Below are 15,677 nucleotides of genomic sequence, written 5' to 3'. Positions count from 1 at the left end.
GTGGCCGACAACGGGAAAGCGGTCGTGATCACCGGATGTTCCACCGGCCTCGGCCGGGCGAGCGCGCTGCATCTGGCACGGCGGGGGTTCACCGTCTTCGCGGGCGTACGCGATGAGCGGGCCGCCGAGCGATTACGGACCGACGCGCCGGAGGATCGGCTGCGACCGGTGCTGATCGATGTCACCGACGAGGAGTCGATCGTCCACGCCTACAAGCGGATTCGCGAGGACGTCGGCGCGGCCGGACTGCACGGGTTGGTGAACAACGCCGGGATCAGCGTGTCCGCGCCGCTGGAATGCGTACCGGTCGATGAGCTGCGGCAGCAGCTGGAGGTCAATCTGATCGGCCCGGCCGCCATGATCCGGCAGTTCCTGCCGCTGTTGCGCGCGGCGGCGACCGGCGGCCGGATCGTCAATGTCACCTCCGGCGTCGGGCGCGTCGCGCTGCCGTACCTGAGCGCCTATGCCGCAAGCCAATTCGGCAAGGAGGGGCTGTCGGACGCGCTGCGCCGGGAGCTGGCGCCGCTCGGGATCAGCGTCTCGGTCGTCGAACCGGGCGCGATCGCCACGCCGATCTGGGACAAACAGGCCGCCACGGCCGCCCGCCTCCTCGACCAGGCCCCCGAACCGGTCGCCGCCCTGTACCGGAAGCGCTTCACCGCCTTCGCCGAAGCCAACACCGCCACCGCGACGACCAGCGGAACCGTTCCCGACGACGTCGCCCGCGCCATCGAGCACGCCCTCACCGCCCGCCGCCCGCGCATCCGCTACCGCGTCGGCCGCGACGTCGCGGTCGGCGCGCTGGCGGCCCGGCTGCTGCCGGACCGCCTGCTCGATCTCATCCTGTCGAGGAGCGTCTGATGCGCGTACTGATCATCGGGGCCGGAATCGGCGGCCTCACCACCGCGGCAGCCCTGCGCCGGCACGGCATCGACGCCGAGATCCACGAGGCCGCACCGGAATTCCGCGACACCGGAACGGGCCTGGGCATCCTGTCCAACGCCACCAAGGTGCTGCACGCCCTCGACATCGACCTCACGACCACCGGCCGGGTGACCCGGAAGTTCACCATCCACCGCCCCGACGGCAGACAGCTGCGCGCCCTGCCGTTCGAGGACATGTCCCGCGAATTGGGCAGTCCCGCGGTCACTCTCGCCCGCACCGACGTCATGACGGCCCTGCGCGCGGCGATCGGCGACACTCCCCTGCACCTCGGGTCCCGGCTGATCTCCTACCGCCAGGACGACGACGGCGTCACCGCGGAGTTCGCCGACGGCCGCACCGCCCGCGGCGATGTGCTCGTCGGCGCGGACGGTATCCGCTCGGTCGTCCGCGCCCAGCAGACCGGCCCCGAACCGGTCCGGGAGTACGGGTACGTCTGCTGGCTGGCGGTGGTCCCGTTCACGCATCCGAACGTGGAAACCGGTGCGGCGCGGCACTATTGGGGCCGCGGTCAGCGCTTCGGCCTGATGGACATCGGCGGCGGCCGCGCCTACTGGTGGGGCACCAAGAACGTCCCGCCGGACATCGCTCGCGACTACACCGGCGGCAAGGAGGGCATCGTCACCGCCTTCGACGGCTGGGCGGACGAGGTCGTCGCCGTGATCGCCGGAACCCCTCCCGACGCGATAGTCAGCGTCCCCGCCCAGGACCGGAACTTCCTGGACCAGTGGGGCACCGGCCGCGTCACCCTGGTCGGCGACGCCGCCCACGCCATGCTGACCAGCCTCAGCCAAGGCGCCGGATCCTCGATCGAGGACGGCTACGTCCTGGCCCACCACCTCGCCACCACCCCGGACCCCACCACCGCCCTCCGCACCTACGAGAACACCCGCCGCCCCCGAGCCCGCCTCCTGGTCACCGGCTCCCGCCAACTAAGCCGCATCGAACAAATCCACAACCCCCTAGCCGCCGCCACCCGAACCGCCATCCTCCGCTACACCCCCATGCGAATCCTCCGCTCCCGCAACATCGAACCCATGCGCTTCGACCTACCGACCACCCCTGTGGAGGTGTGATGCCGACCCAGATCGTCGAACTGTCCGCCGGGCCCATCGAATACCTCGACTCGGGCGAGGGTCCTGTGCTGGTCTTCCTGCACGGGGCGATGAAGGACGGCCGGGTCTGGCGCGAGGTGGTCTCCGGATTGGAGTCGGACTATCGCTGCATACGACCGACCATGCCCCTAGGCGCCCACCGACTCCCGATGCACTCCGACGCGGACCTATCCGTCGCGGGGTTGGCTCGGTTGGTCGGGGAATTCCTCGAAGCTCTCGATTTGCGCGAGGTAACCCTGATCCAAAACCATTGGGGCGCAGCCCAGGTCATGCTCGCCGAGGGGTGCGCGGACCGCATCGACCGCTTGGTCCTGACGGCGTGCGAGGCGTTCGACAATTATCCTCCGGGTGCGCCCGGCCGCCTTTTCGCCCGACTGGCCCACATCCCTTTCGCCCTCGACATCATGGGAACGGCCCTGCGCAGCAGCTGGATTCGCCGCCGAGCGGCCTCCTCGGACGTCACCGCGGTCCACCCCCTACCCACCGACCTGGCCGACGACTGGCAACGCCGCTTCACCGACCCCGCCATCCGCCGAGACCTCGCGAAGGTCCTACGCGACACCTACACGCCAGAGGACAAGTCCCGCTGGGCCGCCGCAGCCGCAGACTTCGACAAGCCGGTCCTCGTAATCTGGGCCGAACGGGACAAACTCATGCCGAGAGACCACGGGCGGCGGTTGGCGGACAGCTTCGCCCAGGCCGAGCTGGTGGAGATAGCGGACAGCGGAACCTGCATCCCGCTGGATCAGCCAGCGGGGCTGACGGCGACGATCGCGAAGTTCCTCGCTGGGTAGGAGCGGCCGCGACTACACGTTGAACCGAAACTCCACCACCGCGCCGTCGAATATCTGCACGTCAAACGCCCTGTTCGGCGCTCTGGTCACATTACGAAGCCGAATAACCTTTGTATAGGACACACCTCCCCAACCACGGGCAAGTATCGAAAGAGTTGGCACGGCAACGTTTTTGGCGGACCATCGTGCGGTGACTTCTCAAACGGGGGCTGCTGGTGCGCGGCGCCGACTGAATCGCATCCACTCGCTCCGCCGTCCGAACACCCGCCCCTTTCGGATGCGGCGCACTACCCGTGCGCTGTTCGGTTGGGGCGGCTGGGCGAAGTTGGCATCGATAGTGACCACGGTGGCGGCGCTAGCGGCACTGTGGTTCACCAGCCAGTCACTGCACGCGACGAATGATCAATACGGGTTGGCTCGGCAGACGGCGACTACTGAGCGATTCGCGAAGGCCACAGAACAGCTGGGGAACAGCGCCGTCGACGTTCGGCTAGGCGGGATCTATCTGCTTGAACGGCTCGCGAGCGATTCGCCGGCCGATCGGCCAACGATCTTCGAAGTTCTCGGCTCCTTTGTTCGAGGCCATTCACCCATCGGGCCGGATTGCGGCAAGGTCAAAGACCAGCGGCTCCCGATCGATGTCCAAGCTGTGGTGACTGTGATCGGTCGTCGTGGCGCGCACAGCACGGAGAAGATCGATCTGTCGGAGACGTGCCTCGCGAATGGCTATTTGAGGGATGCGAACCTGCGAGGGGCTCAGCTCCGGGGCGCCAACCTGGCTGGTGCAGAACTCGAACAAGCCGATCTGACCGAAGCCGCTCTAGGCGAGGCGAATCTGAGTGACGCATCCCTGTGGGGTGCAGACCTGCAATCGGCGAGATTGGATGACGCGAACTTGCAGCGTACGAACTTCCAGGAGGCTCGGTTGAGGCATGCCAACTTCAATGCGGCCGATCTTCGCGACGCCTACCTTGGGGGCGCGGATATGAGGAATGTCTACTTCGATGGCGCGAACCTCAGAGGCGCGCAACTGAAGGACACCGGCTATGCGGAAGCTCGACTCGACCACGTCGTTTTCGTGAAGGACTGGACGACCGAGGGGAATGAAAACCTCCAGGGGGCGTCCTTCAATGGGGCGCGATTCGACGACAGCACGCGGTGGCCACCGGGGTTCACTCCGATCCGCTAGGTCGCTGCGAGTGGGTGCACCCGTTGGTTCGTCGGGGGGCTGTGCAGCAGCGGACGGGGTGCGTGGGTGGCTCGAGGCTAGCTCGGTGCCCAGATCGCTCCGACATAACACAGTCCACTTACCGGGTACATGTTGATACGGTGGGGCGCGGCTCGCTGCTGGAATTGGGGCGGCACGCACTGGTCGATTCCTGGTTACATGCAACTTGGGAGATGGCATGCGAACGGCGCGATCAAGGACACGGCTAGCGCAAGGCACTGGCGAAACCACTGAGCCCTACCCGGACACCGACTGCGCTCAGTAGAGGCTCTACCTGCAGCGATATACGCGCAGCCTACTTCTTCCCAGACGCTAACCCGCTACGAAACTCCACCACATCCCCATCAGCCATCACATAATCCTTCCCCTCCATCCGCACCTTCCCCGCCGCCTTCGCCGCCGCCATCGACCCCGCCTCGATCAGATCGTCGTACGCCACGATCTCCGCCTTGATGAACCCGCGCTCGAAGTCGGTGTGGATGACGCCCGCTGCCTTCGGGGCGGTGTCGCCTTGGTGGATGGTCCAGGCTCGGGCCTCCTTCGGGCCCGCAGTGAGGTAGGTCTGGAGGCCGAGGGTGTGGAAGCCCGCGCGGGCCAGGGCGTGTAGGCCCGGTTCGGTTTGGCCGATGGATTCGAGGAGTTCCAGGGCGGATTCGTCGTCGAGTTCGAGGAGTTCGGCCTCGACCTTGGCGTCGAGGAAGACGGCGTCGGCGGGGGCTACGGATGCCTTCAGTTCGGCGACCTTCGAGTCGTCGGACAGGACGGACTCGTCGGCGTTGAAGACGTAGAGGAAGGGCTTCGTCGTCAGCAGCGAAAGTTCTTTCAGCAGTTCGCTGTCCACCTTCGAGCCTGCGGCGAACAGGGTTGTGCCCTGGTTCAGCACGTCCTGCGCGGCCTTGGCGGCCTCGAAGACGGGTTTGCGCTCCTTCTTGACCTTGGCTTCCTTCTCCAGCCGGGGCACGGCCTTCTCCAGGGTCTGGAGGTCGGCGAGGATCAGTTCGGTCTCGATGACCTCGATGTCGGCGGCGGGGTCCACCCGGCCGTCCACGTGGACGACGTCGTCGTCGGCGAAGACGCGGACGACCTGGCAGATGGCGTCGGCCTCGCGGATGTTGGCGAGGAACTTGTTGCCGAGGCCCGCGCCCTCGGAGGCGCCCTTGACGATGCCCGCGATGTCGACGAACGAGACGGTGGCGGGGACGATGCGCTCGGAGTGGAAGATCTCGGCGAGCTTGTCGAGGCGCGGGTCGGGCAGGGGAACCACACCGACGTTCGGCTCGATGGTCGCGAACGGGTAGTTCGCGGCCAGCACGTCGTTCTTGGTCAGCGCGTTGAACAGCGTCGACTTTCCGACGTTGGGGAGGCCGACGATTCCGAGGGTGAGACTCACGAGAGCAAGAGTCTACGCGGGTGGGGTCACTGGCGAGGATCGCGACCCAGGTAGCGCAGCAGGCGGCGGACCGCGGTGTCGGTGTCCTCGCCCGCCACGACGGCGGCGTAGGCGCCCCACTGACGCAGCGGTTCGACCAGGCCCGTCGCGGCGATCAGGAACGCCTCGGCCATCTCCTCGGTGAGCGGGGAACGCTGCCCGGTGGCGACCGCGACGTCCCACGCGTGGACGGCCGCATCCAACCCGCACATGACCGCCGCTACGGGAGCGGGGAGCTCTCCGTGCGGGAGCGGGGTGGGCACGGCGGCGGTGTCGTCGGTGACCCGCTCCCAGGCCGCGGCGGCCTCGTCGACGGCGGTGGCCACCAGGGTGGCGGGCTGGCCATCGATACTGCCGGAGGGGGCGAAGGGGTCGTAGTCGGGCCCGGTGCCGACACCCAGCGCGGTGGCGTAGGCGCGCTGGTCGCCTGCCGCGTGCTGAATCACCTGGGTGACCGTCCAGTCGGCGCACGGGGTCGGCAGTTGCCACTGGTCACCCCCGATCCCGGAGACCACATCGACGAGCGCGCGGTGCGAGCCGATGAGAACCTCCCGCCAGACCGGGGCCAGGGCGGCGGCCGGGTCGGCGACAGTCCGGGGGTTGCTCATGGGTGTTGCCTTTCAACGTGTTTCGATATCCTGCACAGCTTATGCGGGCACACCGACAACTTCCCGCAACGAGCTTTAGGATCGGTGGGGCGGCCCGCCCGAGACGGCCGCCGGAGAGGGGATGGTCGCGGTGGAGGATCGGCGACCCGTTCCGCTGGCACGGGCCCTGACAGCGCTGGCGCGGCAGCTGGATGTGCTGCCCATCCAATCCGACCGGTCTCGCCAGTTCGACGCCCAGGCGATCGAACTGACCGTCCACCTGGTGATCGGCTCCGAGCAGGGCGAGACACGGCTGTGGGTCGCCGGATCGGGCAGTCCCGAGTCGCCCGAAAGCGCCACGCACACACTGAAACTCACGCTCGGCCCGACGGGCCAGCTCCCGCCCCCGTCGGTCGCGGAGACGAAACCCGTTGCCAAACAGGAGAAACCGCCGCAGCCGACCGACCGGCAGGGCGAGGTCATCGCCCTCTACGAACGGCTGCTCGCCGATCGCGAGCGCGTCCTCGGCCCGCTGCATCGCGACACGCTCGTCTCCGCCGGGAATCTCGCTCGCGCGTACCGGGATTCCGGTCGGCTCGCCGAGGCGATCGACCTGTACGAGCGCGTCCTCACCGACAGCGAGAACACCTTCGGTCCGCACGACGCCGACACGCTGTCGTTCCGTGGCAGCCTGGCCCGCACCTACCGGCACGCGGGCCGCATCGAGGAGGCGATCGATCTCTACGAGCGGACCGCCACCGACACCGACCAGGCGCTGGGCTCCGATCACAAGGACACCCTGACCGCCCGGCACAATCTCGCCATGGCCTACCGCGACGCCGGTCGGGTGTCCGAGGCCATCGACCTGTATCAGCGCACCATGCTCGACAGCGAGCGGGTGCTCGGCATCGAGCATCCGAACACGCTGGTCACCTGCGAATGTCTCGCCGCCGCACTGCGTTCGGCCGACCGCATTCCCGAGGCCACCGAACTCGACGAGCGGGTGCTCGCCGCCCGCGAACGCGCCCTGGGCACCGAGCATCCCGACTATCTCGAGGCTCTCGGCAACCTCGCCGACGACCACGCCGCCGCGGGCCGCATGACCGAGGCGGTGGAGTTGTACCAGCGCGCGCTGAACATCAGCGAACGCGTTCTGGGCGCGGATCATTCGGTGACCGTGCAGGCCCGCGACAACCTCGCCTACGCCTATCAGCGCCTCGGCCGCGCCGCCGAGGCCGTCGACCTGTACGAGCGCGTCCTCGCCGACCGCGAACGCACCCTCGGCCCGGACCATCCCAGTACCATGCTCACCCGCAACAACCTCGCCTACGTCTACCAGGAGACCGGCCGCTACCGCGAGGCCGTGGAGGCGTACGCCCGCACCGCCGCCGATCGCGAACGCCTGCTGGGCCCCGACCACCCCGACACCCTACGGGCACGCGAACTGCTGGCGTTCAGCTACGAGGCGGCCTTGCGCACCAACCCGACCGACCTACCGGATCTGCCCGGCTCCCAGAGCCGTTGATCACCGACCCCCCAACCCCGACTGCGCCATCCCCCGCACGAACGCCTTCTGCGCGAATCCGTACACGATCAGTAGCGGGGTCAGCACGAGCAGGGCCGCGGCCATCAGGAGGGGCCATTGGGTGTGGTACTGGCCTTGGAGGCGAACCAGGCCGAGCGTGACCGTGGCGATGTCGTTGCGCTGGATCATGACCAGGGGCCAGAGGAAGTCGTTCCAGACGGTGATCCAGGTGAGGACGGCCAGGACCATGACGGCGGGGCGGGCGTGCGGCAGCAGGACGCGCCAGTAGGTCTGCCACGGGGTGCAGCCGTCGAGGATGGCGGCCTCCTCCAATTCGGTGGGGAGCGTGCGGAAGAACTGGCGCATGAGGTAGGTGCCGAAGGCTGAACCGAACAGGCCGGGCACGATCATCGACCAGGGGGTGTCGACCCAGCCGAGGGCGCGCATGAGCAGGAACTGCGGCAGGACGGTGACCGTGAGCGGAACCATCAGCGTGGTCAGATAGGCGAGGAACAGCAGGTCACGGCCCGGAAAGCGCAGGCGCGCGAAGGCGTATCCGGCCAGGGAGCAGAACAGTACCTGGCCCGCGGTGACGCACGCGGCGTAGCCCGCGGTATTGAGCAGCATCCGGCCGAGCGGAAGCAGCTCGAAGACGCGGCCGTAGTTGGACCAGTGCGGCGGGATCGGGCTCGAATCACTCAGCAGCCCACCGTCTTTCAGGGATGTCGACAGCGCCCACAGGATCGGCCCGATCGCGCACCACGCGATCAGCACCAGGACGGCATAGGCGAGCAGCCCGCGCAGGGTGCGGCGCAGGATCGCGCGGTCGGTCACCACTGTTCGGCCTCCCGGCGCGACAACCACAGCTGCACCAGCGTCGCGACCAGCAGCAGCGCGAAGATCACCCATGCCAGCGCGGCCGCGTAACCCACCTCGTAGAAGCGAAAGGCGTTCTGGAACAGCATGATTCCCAGGACATAGGTGCCCGTTTCGGGTCCGCCGTTCCCGTCGGTCAGCGCGTACGCCTGGTCGAACGCCTGCACGGTGTTGATGATCGTGATGACGAAGACGAACGACAGCGCCCCGCGCACCAGCGGCACCGTGATCGATCGGAACCGCCGCCACGCGCCCGCGCCATCGAGACGCGCCGCCTCGTAGAGCGTTTCGGGGATGCCCTGCATGGCGGCGAGCAGCACCACCGTCGCGAACGGCACGCTTTTCCACACCGTGACCAGGCTCAGCGAGATCAACGCCCAGGCCGGATCGCTCAGCCACGGAACGGGTTTCACACCGATCCAGCCCAGCATCGTGTTCACCGGCCCCTCGTCGGTGGCGAGCAGGAACCGCCACACCACCGCCATGGCCACGGTCGAGGCGACCAGCGGCAGGAAGGCGAGCGTGCGAAACAGCCCGATTCCCGGCAGTTTTCGATTCAGCGCCGCCGCCACGGCGAGGCTGATGGCGACCGTGGGCACCAGGGTCAGCGCGGTGAAGACCGCGGTATTGCGCAGCGCGATGACGAACAGCGGGTCGCCGAGCAACTCCCGATAGTTCCCCAATCCGACGAAACGCATGGGCCGGAACAGATCCCAGTGCTGGAAGCTGAGATACAGCGAGAAGCCGAGCGGGAACAGCAGGAACACCGCGACGACCGTCATATTCGGCAGCACGAAAAGCGCCCCGGCCCGGGCACGCCGCCGCGCCAAGCCGGACCGCCGCCCCGACATCCTCGGTCCATCCGCCGTTGCGCGCCGATGAGCTACCGGCGCCCGCACCGGGGGGAAGGCCGTCGGCGATGAACGAGGTGTCATATTCGCTCCCGCAACAACGCGTCTACGTCGGAAGCGCTGTCCCCCAACGACTCCGCGGAAGCCGCGCCGCGCAACACCCGACTGAACTGCCGCGACAACACCGCCTCCACCTTGCCCCACGTGGGCGTGACCGCGAGCGGACGGGAATGCTCCGGACCTTCGGTGAACACCGCGAGATTGCGGATACGCCGATGCGCCGCAAGGAAACCCGGCGAGCGCATGGCCGAACGCAGCACCGGCACGAACAAACCGGACTCCGCGATGACCGCCTGCCCAACCGGCCCGGTCGCGAATTTCACGAATTCCCAAGCCTGTTCGCGCCGTGGACTGGCCGCGGCGATGGCCAGTCCGGTGCAGCCGACATCGGTGATCGCGGACGGGCCGCCGTGCGGTCCCACCGGCAGCACGGTCACATCGAAGTCCAGATCGGCGCGCTCGGCGAACTCCGAATACAGCCAGTGACCGCCGAGCAGCATGGCGGCCCGGCCGCTGGCGAACAGGTCGTAGGCCGAAACCGATTGGCGATCCGCGACTTTCGGCGCGACGCCGTGCCGCAACGCCAGGTCGGCGTAGAACTGCACCCCGGCCGCGAATCGCGGATCGCCGACATTCGCGCGCACCGGCGCGACCGGTGGGGTGAACCACTCGACGCCGTTGTTCATCCCGAAGCAGGCGGCCGAATAGGCGGGCACCCACCCGTCGACGAAACCCCACTGCCGGTCCCGTCCGGTACCCCGCGTCAGAGCCGTTGCGGCCGAGAGGAATTCGTCGAAGCTCCACGCCGCGTCCCAACTCGACGGCGCGACCACACCCGCCCGCGCGAACAGCTCACGGTTGTAGTAAAGGAACACCCCGGACCACTGCTCGGGCAGGGCGAATTGCCCACCGCCGTAACCGAACACGTCGTAGAGCTCGGGGTACCCGTCCTCCCGCAATGTAGCCCCGACCGGATCGCGAGCGATGAGGTCCCGCAGATCCAGCAGTACACCCCGTTCGGCCAAGCCCGCGTACAGCAGCTCCCAGGCCATCAGCACATCGGGGCATCTGCCCCCGGCGCAGTAGGTCAGCATCTGCTGCAACGGATCCGGACCCGAGAGGATCGTCCGGACCTCGATGTCGGGACGATGCCGTCGGAAGGCGTCGATGATCCGCGTTCGCGCCCGCGCCTCCTCGGGGCGCGCCTGGAAGAAGAAGGTCAGCGCGTCGTCATCGGCGCCCCCGCAGCCGGAGCCCAGCAATGGCGCGGCGATCATCGATCCGAGCACGGTCCGGCGACGCACGACGACCTCCCTCCGCGACGGCGACCAGGACAGTGGCATTCGACGGACGCGGCGACGCCGCCGCGGACCAGCACGGCAGCTTACGCAGTACCACGCTGCGGGACATGGCAACACGCGAGCATCCGGGAATCCCGGCTGCGGGATCTCGGCGCGGTATGCGACCATTCGTCCCGAATGTTCGGACTTGGTGAAGTCGGCCCGCGGGTGCGTCGGTTCGGCTACGTTGTGTCCGTTTCCACAAGACCCGAGTGAGAAGTACGGGAGAGTAGCTGGCATGGCGACGACCACCGAATACCTCCGAACGGACCCCGATCTACCTCCCGTCGGCGTGGTCGATCGCGCTCCCCTGTCCCCGGTGAAGAAGGGCGTCTTCCTCGTCGTCGCCGTCCTCGGCGCGGTCGCCTGGGCCGTCCTGGCCGTCGCGCGCGGCGAGAGCGTCAACGCGGTGTGGATCGTGGTCGCCGCGGTGTGCACCTACGTCATCGCCTACCAGTTCTACGCCCGGCTCATCGAGTACCGGATCACCAAGCCGCGCGACGATGTCGCCACGCCCGCCGAGGAACTCGAGAACGGCAAGGACTACATGCCGATGGACCGTCGGGTCCTGTTCGGCCACCACTTCGCCGCCATCGCGGGCGCCGGGCCGCTCGTCGGTCCCGTACTCGCGGCGCAGATGGGCTATCTGCCCGGCACGATCTGGATCGTCGTCGGCGTCGTGCTGGCGGGTGCGGTGCAGGACTATCTGGTGCTGTGGATCTCGGTCAAGCGGCGCGGGCGCAGCCTCGGGCAGATGGCCCGCGAGGAACTCGGCCTGTTCGGCGGCGTCGCGGCGCTGCTCGCCGTGCTGGCGATCATGGTGATCCTGCTGGCGGTGCTGGGCATCGTCGTGGTCAACGCGCTGGCCGCCACGAAGGGCGCCGACGGGCAGCTGCACGGCGGCAGTCCGTGGGGCGTGTTCTCGATCTCGATGACTATTCCGATCGCCGTGCTCATGGGGTTGTACCTGCGGTATGTGCGGCCGGGCAAGGTCGGCGAGGTGTCGCTGGCCGGTTTCGCGCTGTTGCTGCTGGTCATCATCTCCGGCCGGTGGGTGTCCGAATCCGGTTGGGGGCGTGACCTTTTCACGCTGTCCGGGACGACCATTGCCTGGATGCTGATCATCTACGGGTTCGTCGCGTCGGTGCTGCCGGTGTGGTTGCTGCTCGCGCCGCGCGACTATCTGTCGACGTTCATGAAGATCGGATTCATCGTGCTGCTGGCGCTCGGCGTGGTCTTCACCATGCCGGTGCTGAAGGCGCCCGCGGTGTCCCAGTTCGCGGGCAACAGCAGCGGTCCCTCGTTCGCGGGCAGCCTGTTCCCGTTCCTGTTCATCACGATCGCGTGCGGCGCGCTGTCCGGATTCCACTCGCTGGTCTCCTCCGGCACCACACCCAAACTGCTGCAGAAGCAGTCCCAGGCCCGCATGATCGGCTACGGCGGCATGTTGATGGAGTCGTTCGTGGCGGTCATGGCGATCATCGCGGCGAGCATCCTCGACCAGCACCTGTACTTCGCCATGAACGCGGGCGCGGGCCTCACCGGCGGCACCGCCGACAAGGCCGCGGCCTACACCAACGGCCTCGGGCTGGGCGGCACGCCGATCACCGCCGCCGAGTTGAATCAGACCGCGGCCGATGTGGGCGAGTCGACGATCGTCTCGCGCACCGGCGGCGCGCCCACATTGGCGGTCGGCATGGCCGAGGTGATGCACAAGTTCATCGGCGGTACGGGACTGAAGTCGTTCTGGTACCACTTCGCGATCATGTTCGAGGCGCTGTTCATCCTCACCACGATCGACGCGGGCACCCGCGTGGCGCGCTTCATGCTCTCCGACACCCTCGGCAACCTGGGCGGCGCGGCGCGGCGCTTCAAGGATCCGTCGTGGCTGCCGGGCGCGTGGCTGTGCTCGCTGCTGGTCGTGGCGGGCTGGGGTTCGGTGCTGCTGATGGGCGTGACCGATCCGCTGGGCGGCATCTACACGCTGTATCCGCTGTTCGGCATCGCCAACCAGCTGCTGGCCGCGGTCGCGCTGACCGTCGTGCTGGTGATCGTGGTGAAGAAGGGCCTGCTGAAGTGGGCGTGGATTCCGGCGCTGCCGCTGATCTGGGATCTGATCGTCACCATGACGGCGTCGTGGCAGAAGATCTTCTCCTCGGACAAGAACCTCGGCTACTGGAAGCAGCACAGTATCTACTCCGACGCGCGGGCGGCCGGGAAGGTGCTCGCGCCCGCCAAGACCATGGCCGATATGGACAAGGTGGTGCGCAACACCGCGATTCAGGGCACCTTGTCCATCGTGTTCGCGGTGCTGGTGTTGATCGTGGCGATCACCGGCCTGCTGGTGTGCGTCCGGGCGCTGCGCAAGGGCGGCGGGCCGACCGCGGAGACGCCCGAGGTGCCGTCGAAGATCTTCGGCCCCAGCGGTTTTCTCACCAGCACGGCCGAGAAGGAGGTGCAGCGGGAATGGGACGAGCTGGCGAAGGCGGGCAAGGTCCGGATTCCGGGGGCGGCACACGCCTCGGCGCGGGAGTGAGCGCCGTCCTGGGTACGGGCCGGGCACTGATCCGGTACGTGAACGCCGTGATCGGCGGGGAGGACTACACCCGCTACGTGGAGCATCTGCGGCGAAATCACCCCGACCGGGCCGTGCCGACGGAACGGGAGTACTGGCGGGAGCGGTACGCCGCGGCGGACCGCAACCCGACCACCCGGTGCTGTTGAGCGGAATTCGCGGGCGCCCCAGCACATAACGAGCAATCGTTTCATAGCCAGACCGAATGACCATGAAACGTTGCATCGCGGGGGTAGCTGTCTGTTTTCCGCTAGCGCGGATCCGCTCGGGCTGACATGGTGGAACCCGTGAGTGCGAACGGTCTGGACTTCGAGCGTTGTTACCGTGCCGTGGCGACCCGCGACGCCCGTTTCGACGGGCATTTCGTGACCGCGGTGCGCACCACCGGAATCTATTGCCGCCCATCGTGTCCGGCTATCACCCCGAAGCGCTCCAATGTCACGTTCCTGCCCACCGCGGCGGCCGCCCAACAGGGCGGCTTCCGCGCCTGCCGCCGCTGCCTGCCCGACGCGACCCCCGGATCCCCGCTGTGGAACACCCGCGCGGACTTGGCGGCGCGCGCCATGCGCCTGATCGCCGACGGTGTGATCGAACGCGGCGGCGTGCCCGCGCTGGCCGGGGCGCTGGGGTACTCGCAACGTCAGCTGACCCGGGTGCTGACCTCCGAGCTCGGCGCGGGACCGCTGGCGCTGGCGCGGGCGCATCGCGCGCACACCGCGCGGCTGCTGATCCAGACGACGCGAATGTCCATGTCGGACATCGCCTTCGCGGCCGGTTTCGCCAGCATCCGGCAGTTCAACGACACCGTGCGCGAGGTGTTCGCGGTGAGCCCGACGGTGTTGCGGGAGGAGTCCCGGCGTTCGCGCGGTGACACCCTGCCCGCCACCAACGGCATGCTCACTCTCCGGTTGCCTTATCGCGAACCGCTGGACAAGCCGTGGCTGGAGTGGTTCCTGTCCTCGCACGCGGTGCCCGGCATCGAGCAGTGGGAGGACGGCACCTACACCCGCAGCCTACGGACGCCGCACGGGCACGCTACGGCTCGGCTGAGCATTCAGACCGGGCACGTCCGGGCGGCGCTCGCGCTGCACGACATGCGGGACCTCGCGCCGACGGTGGCACGCCTGCGACATCTGCTGGACCTGGACGCCGATCCCATCGGCATCGACGAGGGGCTGGCGAACGGCTTCCACGGAATGCCGGTGAGCCCCGGCATCCGGGTGCCCGGCTGTCTGGACGCCGAGGAGTTGTTGCTGCGCACGATGATCGGGCAGCAGATCTCGGTCTCGGCGGCGGCCACGCATACGGCGCGATTGGTGGAGGCGCTGGGCGAGACGGTGAGCGGGCCGGTGCCGCGGCTGTTCCCGTCGGCCGAGGCGATCGCCGACCGGGGGGCGGAGGTGCTGACCGGACCGACGCGCCGGACCACCTCCATCCTGTCGGCGGCGCGCGCCCTGGCGTCGGGCGAGCTGGCGTTGCACGCGGGCCGGACGGCCGCGGACGTGCGGCGGGATCTGCTGGCGCTGGACGGGGTCGGGCCGTGGACGGCCGATTACGTGACCATGCGGCTGCTGGCGGATCCGGACATCCTGTTGCACACGGATCTGGTCGTGCGGCGGGGGGCGACGCTGCTCGGGATCGATCTGACGGAGACCGCGCGGTGGGCGCCGTGGCGGTCGTATCTCTCGATGCATCTGTGGAAGCGCGCGCTGGCCGAGCGGACCAGCGGCGCGGTCAATGGGGTGGCGGCCCGGTCCGTCGTGAAAGTGGGAGCGCAGCAATGATTTTCGCGGATGTCGCGACGGTGGATACCGCGGCGGGACCGTTCACGGCGATCGTCGATTCGGACGGTGCGGTATTGGCGTCGGGCTGGACGGCCGACCCCGAGGACCTGCGTCCCGTCATCCACCCCACCCTGCGCCCCACCCAACTGCGCCAACGAGATTCACTGGGCCCGGTCACCGACGCCGTCCTCCGATACCACGCAGGCGACATCCTCGCGATCGACGCCATCACCGTCCGCCAATTCTCCGGCCCATTCCTCGTCCACGCCTGGGAAGTCCTCCGCAAGATCCCCGCCGGCTCCCCCATCACCTACACCACCTACGCCGAACGCTCCGGCCGCCCCGAAGCCATCCGCGCCGCCGCCAACGCCTGCGCCCGCAACGCCGCCGCCCTCTTCGTCCCCTGCCACCGAGTCCTCCGAACAGACGGCAGCCTGGGCGGTTTCCGCTGGGGGCTCCCGATCAAACGCTGGCTGCTCGACCACGAATCCACCGCTACCAAGGTTCGGCAGTACAGCCGCACTCTTTATTTGGATCCGCACTCGTTGTAAGGGGATGTAGGGGGTGCGGA

At 68.2% G+C, this 15,677-nt stretch carries 14 protein-coding genes; 9 read left to right on the top strand and 5 right to left on the bottom strand.

Translation table 11 applies throughout. The annotated features are described in order from the left end of the window. The 4 genes from ACFYTQ_RS21315 to ACFYTQ_RS21300 all read left to right on the top strand — a co-directional run bounded on the left by ACFYTQ_RS21315 (position 1) and on the right by ACFYTQ_RS21300 (position 4,040). Complete coding sequence (locus tag ACFYTQ_RS21315; protein ID WP_387363443.1) at positions 1 to 861, top strand: SDR family NAD(P)-dependent oxidoreductase; 861 nt, start codon at positions 1 to 3, stop codon at positions 859 to 861. Further along, entirely contained in the window at positions 861 to 2,018 is a 1,158-nt protein-coding gene (locus ACFYTQ_RS21310) for an FAD-dependent monooxygenase (RefSeq protein WP_387363440.1), read from the top strand. Before ACFYTQ_RS21315 ends, ACFYTQ_RS21310 begins: the two co-directional genes overlap by 1 nt. Continuing rightward, complete coding sequence (locus tag ACFYTQ_RS21305) at positions 2,018 to 2,851, top strand: alpha/beta fold hydrolase (protein ID WP_387363437.1); 834 nt, start codon at positions 2,018 to 2,020, stop codon at positions 2,849 to 2,851. The genes ACFYTQ_RS21310 and ACFYTQ_RS21305 overlap by 1 nt, the downstream gene beginning before the upstream one ends. A gap of 190 nt (positions 2,852 to 3,041) precedes the next feature. Then, a complete protein-coding gene (locus tag ACFYTQ_RS21300) occupies positions 3,042 to 4,040 on the top strand; it encodes a pentapeptide repeat-containing protein (RefSeq protein WP_387363434.1) in 999 nt (332 codons plus the stop codon). A gap of 334 nt (positions 4,041 to 4,374) precedes the next feature. Here ACFYTQ_RS21300 and ychF read toward each other — a convergent pair whose 3' ends face one another. Together ychF and ACFYTQ_RS21290 are read right to left on the bottom strand one after the other, a co-directional pair. Then, positions 4,375 to 5,469: a redox-regulated ATPase YchF gene (ychF, locus tag ACFYTQ_RS21295; RefSeq protein ID WP_387363431.1), complete on the bottom strand. Its 1,095-nt coding sequence runs from the start codon at positions 5,467 to 5,469 to the stop codon at positions 4,375 to 4,377. A 26-nt stretch (positions 5,470 to 5,495) separates the two neighbouring features. After that, positions 5,496 to 6,116 (bottom strand): TIGR03086 family metal-binding protein, encoded by a 621-nt coding sequence (locus ACFYTQ_RS21290; RefSeq protein WP_387363428.1) that lies wholly within the window; start codon positions 6,114 to 6,116, stop codon positions 5,496 to 5,498. 121 nt (positions 6,117 to 6,237) lie between these two features. Here ACFYTQ_RS21290 and ACFYTQ_RS21285 point away from each other — a divergent pair, with 121 nt between their 5' ends. Then, positions 6,238 to 7,620 carry a tetratricopeptide repeat protein gene (locus ACFYTQ_RS21285; RefSeq protein WP_387363425.1) on the top strand — a complete coding sequence of 461 codons (1,383 nt, stop codon included), beginning with the start codon at positions 6,238 to 6,240 and terminating at the stop codon, positions 7,618 to 7,620. On the opposite strand, the gene ACFYTQ_RS21280 is transcribed toward ACFYTQ_RS21285, so the two are convergent. The 3 genes from ACFYTQ_RS21280 to ACFYTQ_RS21270 all read right to left on the bottom strand — a co-directional run bounded on the left by ACFYTQ_RS21280 (position 7,621) and on the right by ACFYTQ_RS21270 (position 10,750). Next, positions 7,621 to 8,457 carry a carbohydrate ABC transporter permease gene (locus ACFYTQ_RS21280; protein WP_387363422.1) on the bottom strand — a complete coding sequence of 279 codons (837 nt, stop codon included), beginning with the start codon at positions 8,455 to 8,457 and terminating at the stop codon, positions 7,621 to 7,623. Continuing rightward, positions 8,451 to 9,347, bottom strand: coding sequence for a carbohydrate ABC transporter permease (locus ACFYTQ_RS21275; protein WP_387363419.1), 897 nt, complete (start codon positions 9,345 to 9,347; stop codon positions 8,451 to 8,453). The genes ACFYTQ_RS21280 and ACFYTQ_RS21275 overlap by 7 nt, the downstream gene beginning before the upstream one ends. Positions 9,348 to 9,427: 80 nt before the next feature. After that, entirely contained in the window at positions 9,428 to 10,750 is a 1,323-nt protein-coding gene (locus ACFYTQ_RS21270; RefSeq protein WP_387363416.1) for an ABC transporter substrate-binding protein, read from the bottom strand. Positions 10,751 to 10,985: 235 nt separating this feature from the next. Here ACFYTQ_RS21270 and ACFYTQ_RS21265 point away from each other — a divergent pair, with 235 nt between their 5' ends. The 4 genes from ACFYTQ_RS21265 (at position 10,986) to ACFYTQ_RS21250 (ending at position 15,657) form a co-directional block, all read left to right on the top strand. Continuing rightward, entirely contained in the window at positions 10,986 to 13,283 is a 2,298-nt protein-coding gene (locus ACFYTQ_RS21265) for a carbon starvation CstA family protein (protein ID WP_387363413.1), read from the top strand. Next, positions 13,280 to 13,471, top strand: coding sequence for a YbdD/YjiX family protein (locus ACFYTQ_RS21260; protein WP_387363410.1), 192 nt, complete (start codon positions 13,280 to 13,282; stop codon positions 13,469 to 13,471). Before ACFYTQ_RS21265 ends, ACFYTQ_RS21260 begins: the two co-directional genes overlap by 4 nt. 138 nt (positions 13,472 to 13,609) lie before the next feature. Continuing rightward, positions 13,610 to 15,106 (top strand): AlkA N-terminal domain-containing protein, encoded by a 1,497-nt coding sequence (locus ACFYTQ_RS21255; RefSeq protein WP_387363408.1) that lies wholly within the window; start codon positions 13,610 to 13,612, stop codon positions 15,104 to 15,106. After that, the gene (locus tag ACFYTQ_RS21250) at positions 15,103 to 15,657 is read left to right on the top strand and encodes a methylated-DNA--[protein]-cysteine S-methyltransferase (protein WP_387363405.1); all 555 of its coding nucleotides are present in this window, start codon (positions 15,103 to 15,105) and stop codon (positions 15,655 to 15,657) included. The genes ACFYTQ_RS21255 and ACFYTQ_RS21250 overlap by 4 nt, the downstream gene beginning before the upstream one ends. Positions 15,658 to 15,677: the final 20 nt, after the last annotated feature.

This window comes from Nocardia sp. NPDC004068 (assembly GCF_042874315.1).
Classification (GTDB): domain Bacteria; phylum Actinomycetota; class Actinomycetes; order Mycobacteriales; family Mycobacteriaceae; genus Nocardia.
Note: the sequence above shows the minus strand (reverse complement) of the source record. Positions and strands in the feature narration are given on the sequence as shown.

What these genes read in the sequence shown, in the direction of transcription:
- ACFYTQ_RS21285 (WP_387363425.1), top strand. Translation starts at nt 6,238, where the DNA reads ATGGTCGCGGTGGAGGATCGGCGACCCGTTCCGCTGGCACGGGCCCTG.
- ACFYTQ_RS21265 (WP_387363413.1), top strand. Translation starts at nt 10,986, where the DNA reads ATGGCGACGACCACCGAATACCTCCGAACGGACCCCGATCTACCTCCC.
- ACFYTQ_RS21270 (WP_387363416.1), bottom strand. Translation starts at nt 10,750, where the DNA reads ATGCCACTGTCCTGGTCGCCGTCGCGGAGGGAGGTCGTCGTGCGTCGC.
- ACFYTQ_RS21305 (WP_387363437.1), top strand. Translation starts at nt 2,018, where the DNA reads ATGCCGACCCAGATCGTCGAACTGTCCGCCGGGCCCATCGAATACCTC.
- ACFYTQ_RS21250 (WP_387363405.1), top strand. Translation starts at nt 15,103, where the DNA reads ATGATTTTCGCGGATGTCGCGACGGTGGATACCGCGGCGGGACCGTTC.
- ACFYTQ_RS21275 (WP_387363419.1), bottom strand. Translation starts at nt 9,347, where the DNA reads ATGTCGGGGCGGCGGTCCGGCTTGGCGCGGCGGCGTGCCCGGGCCGGG.
- ACFYTQ_RS21310 (WP_387363440.1), top strand. Translation starts at nt 861, where the DNA reads ATGCGCGTACTGATCATCGGGGCCGGAATCGGCGGCCTCACCACCGCG.
- ACFYTQ_RS21290 (WP_387363428.1), bottom strand. Translation starts at nt 6,116, where the DNA reads ATGAGCAACCCCCGGACTGTCGCCGACCCGGCCGCCGCCCTGGCCCCG.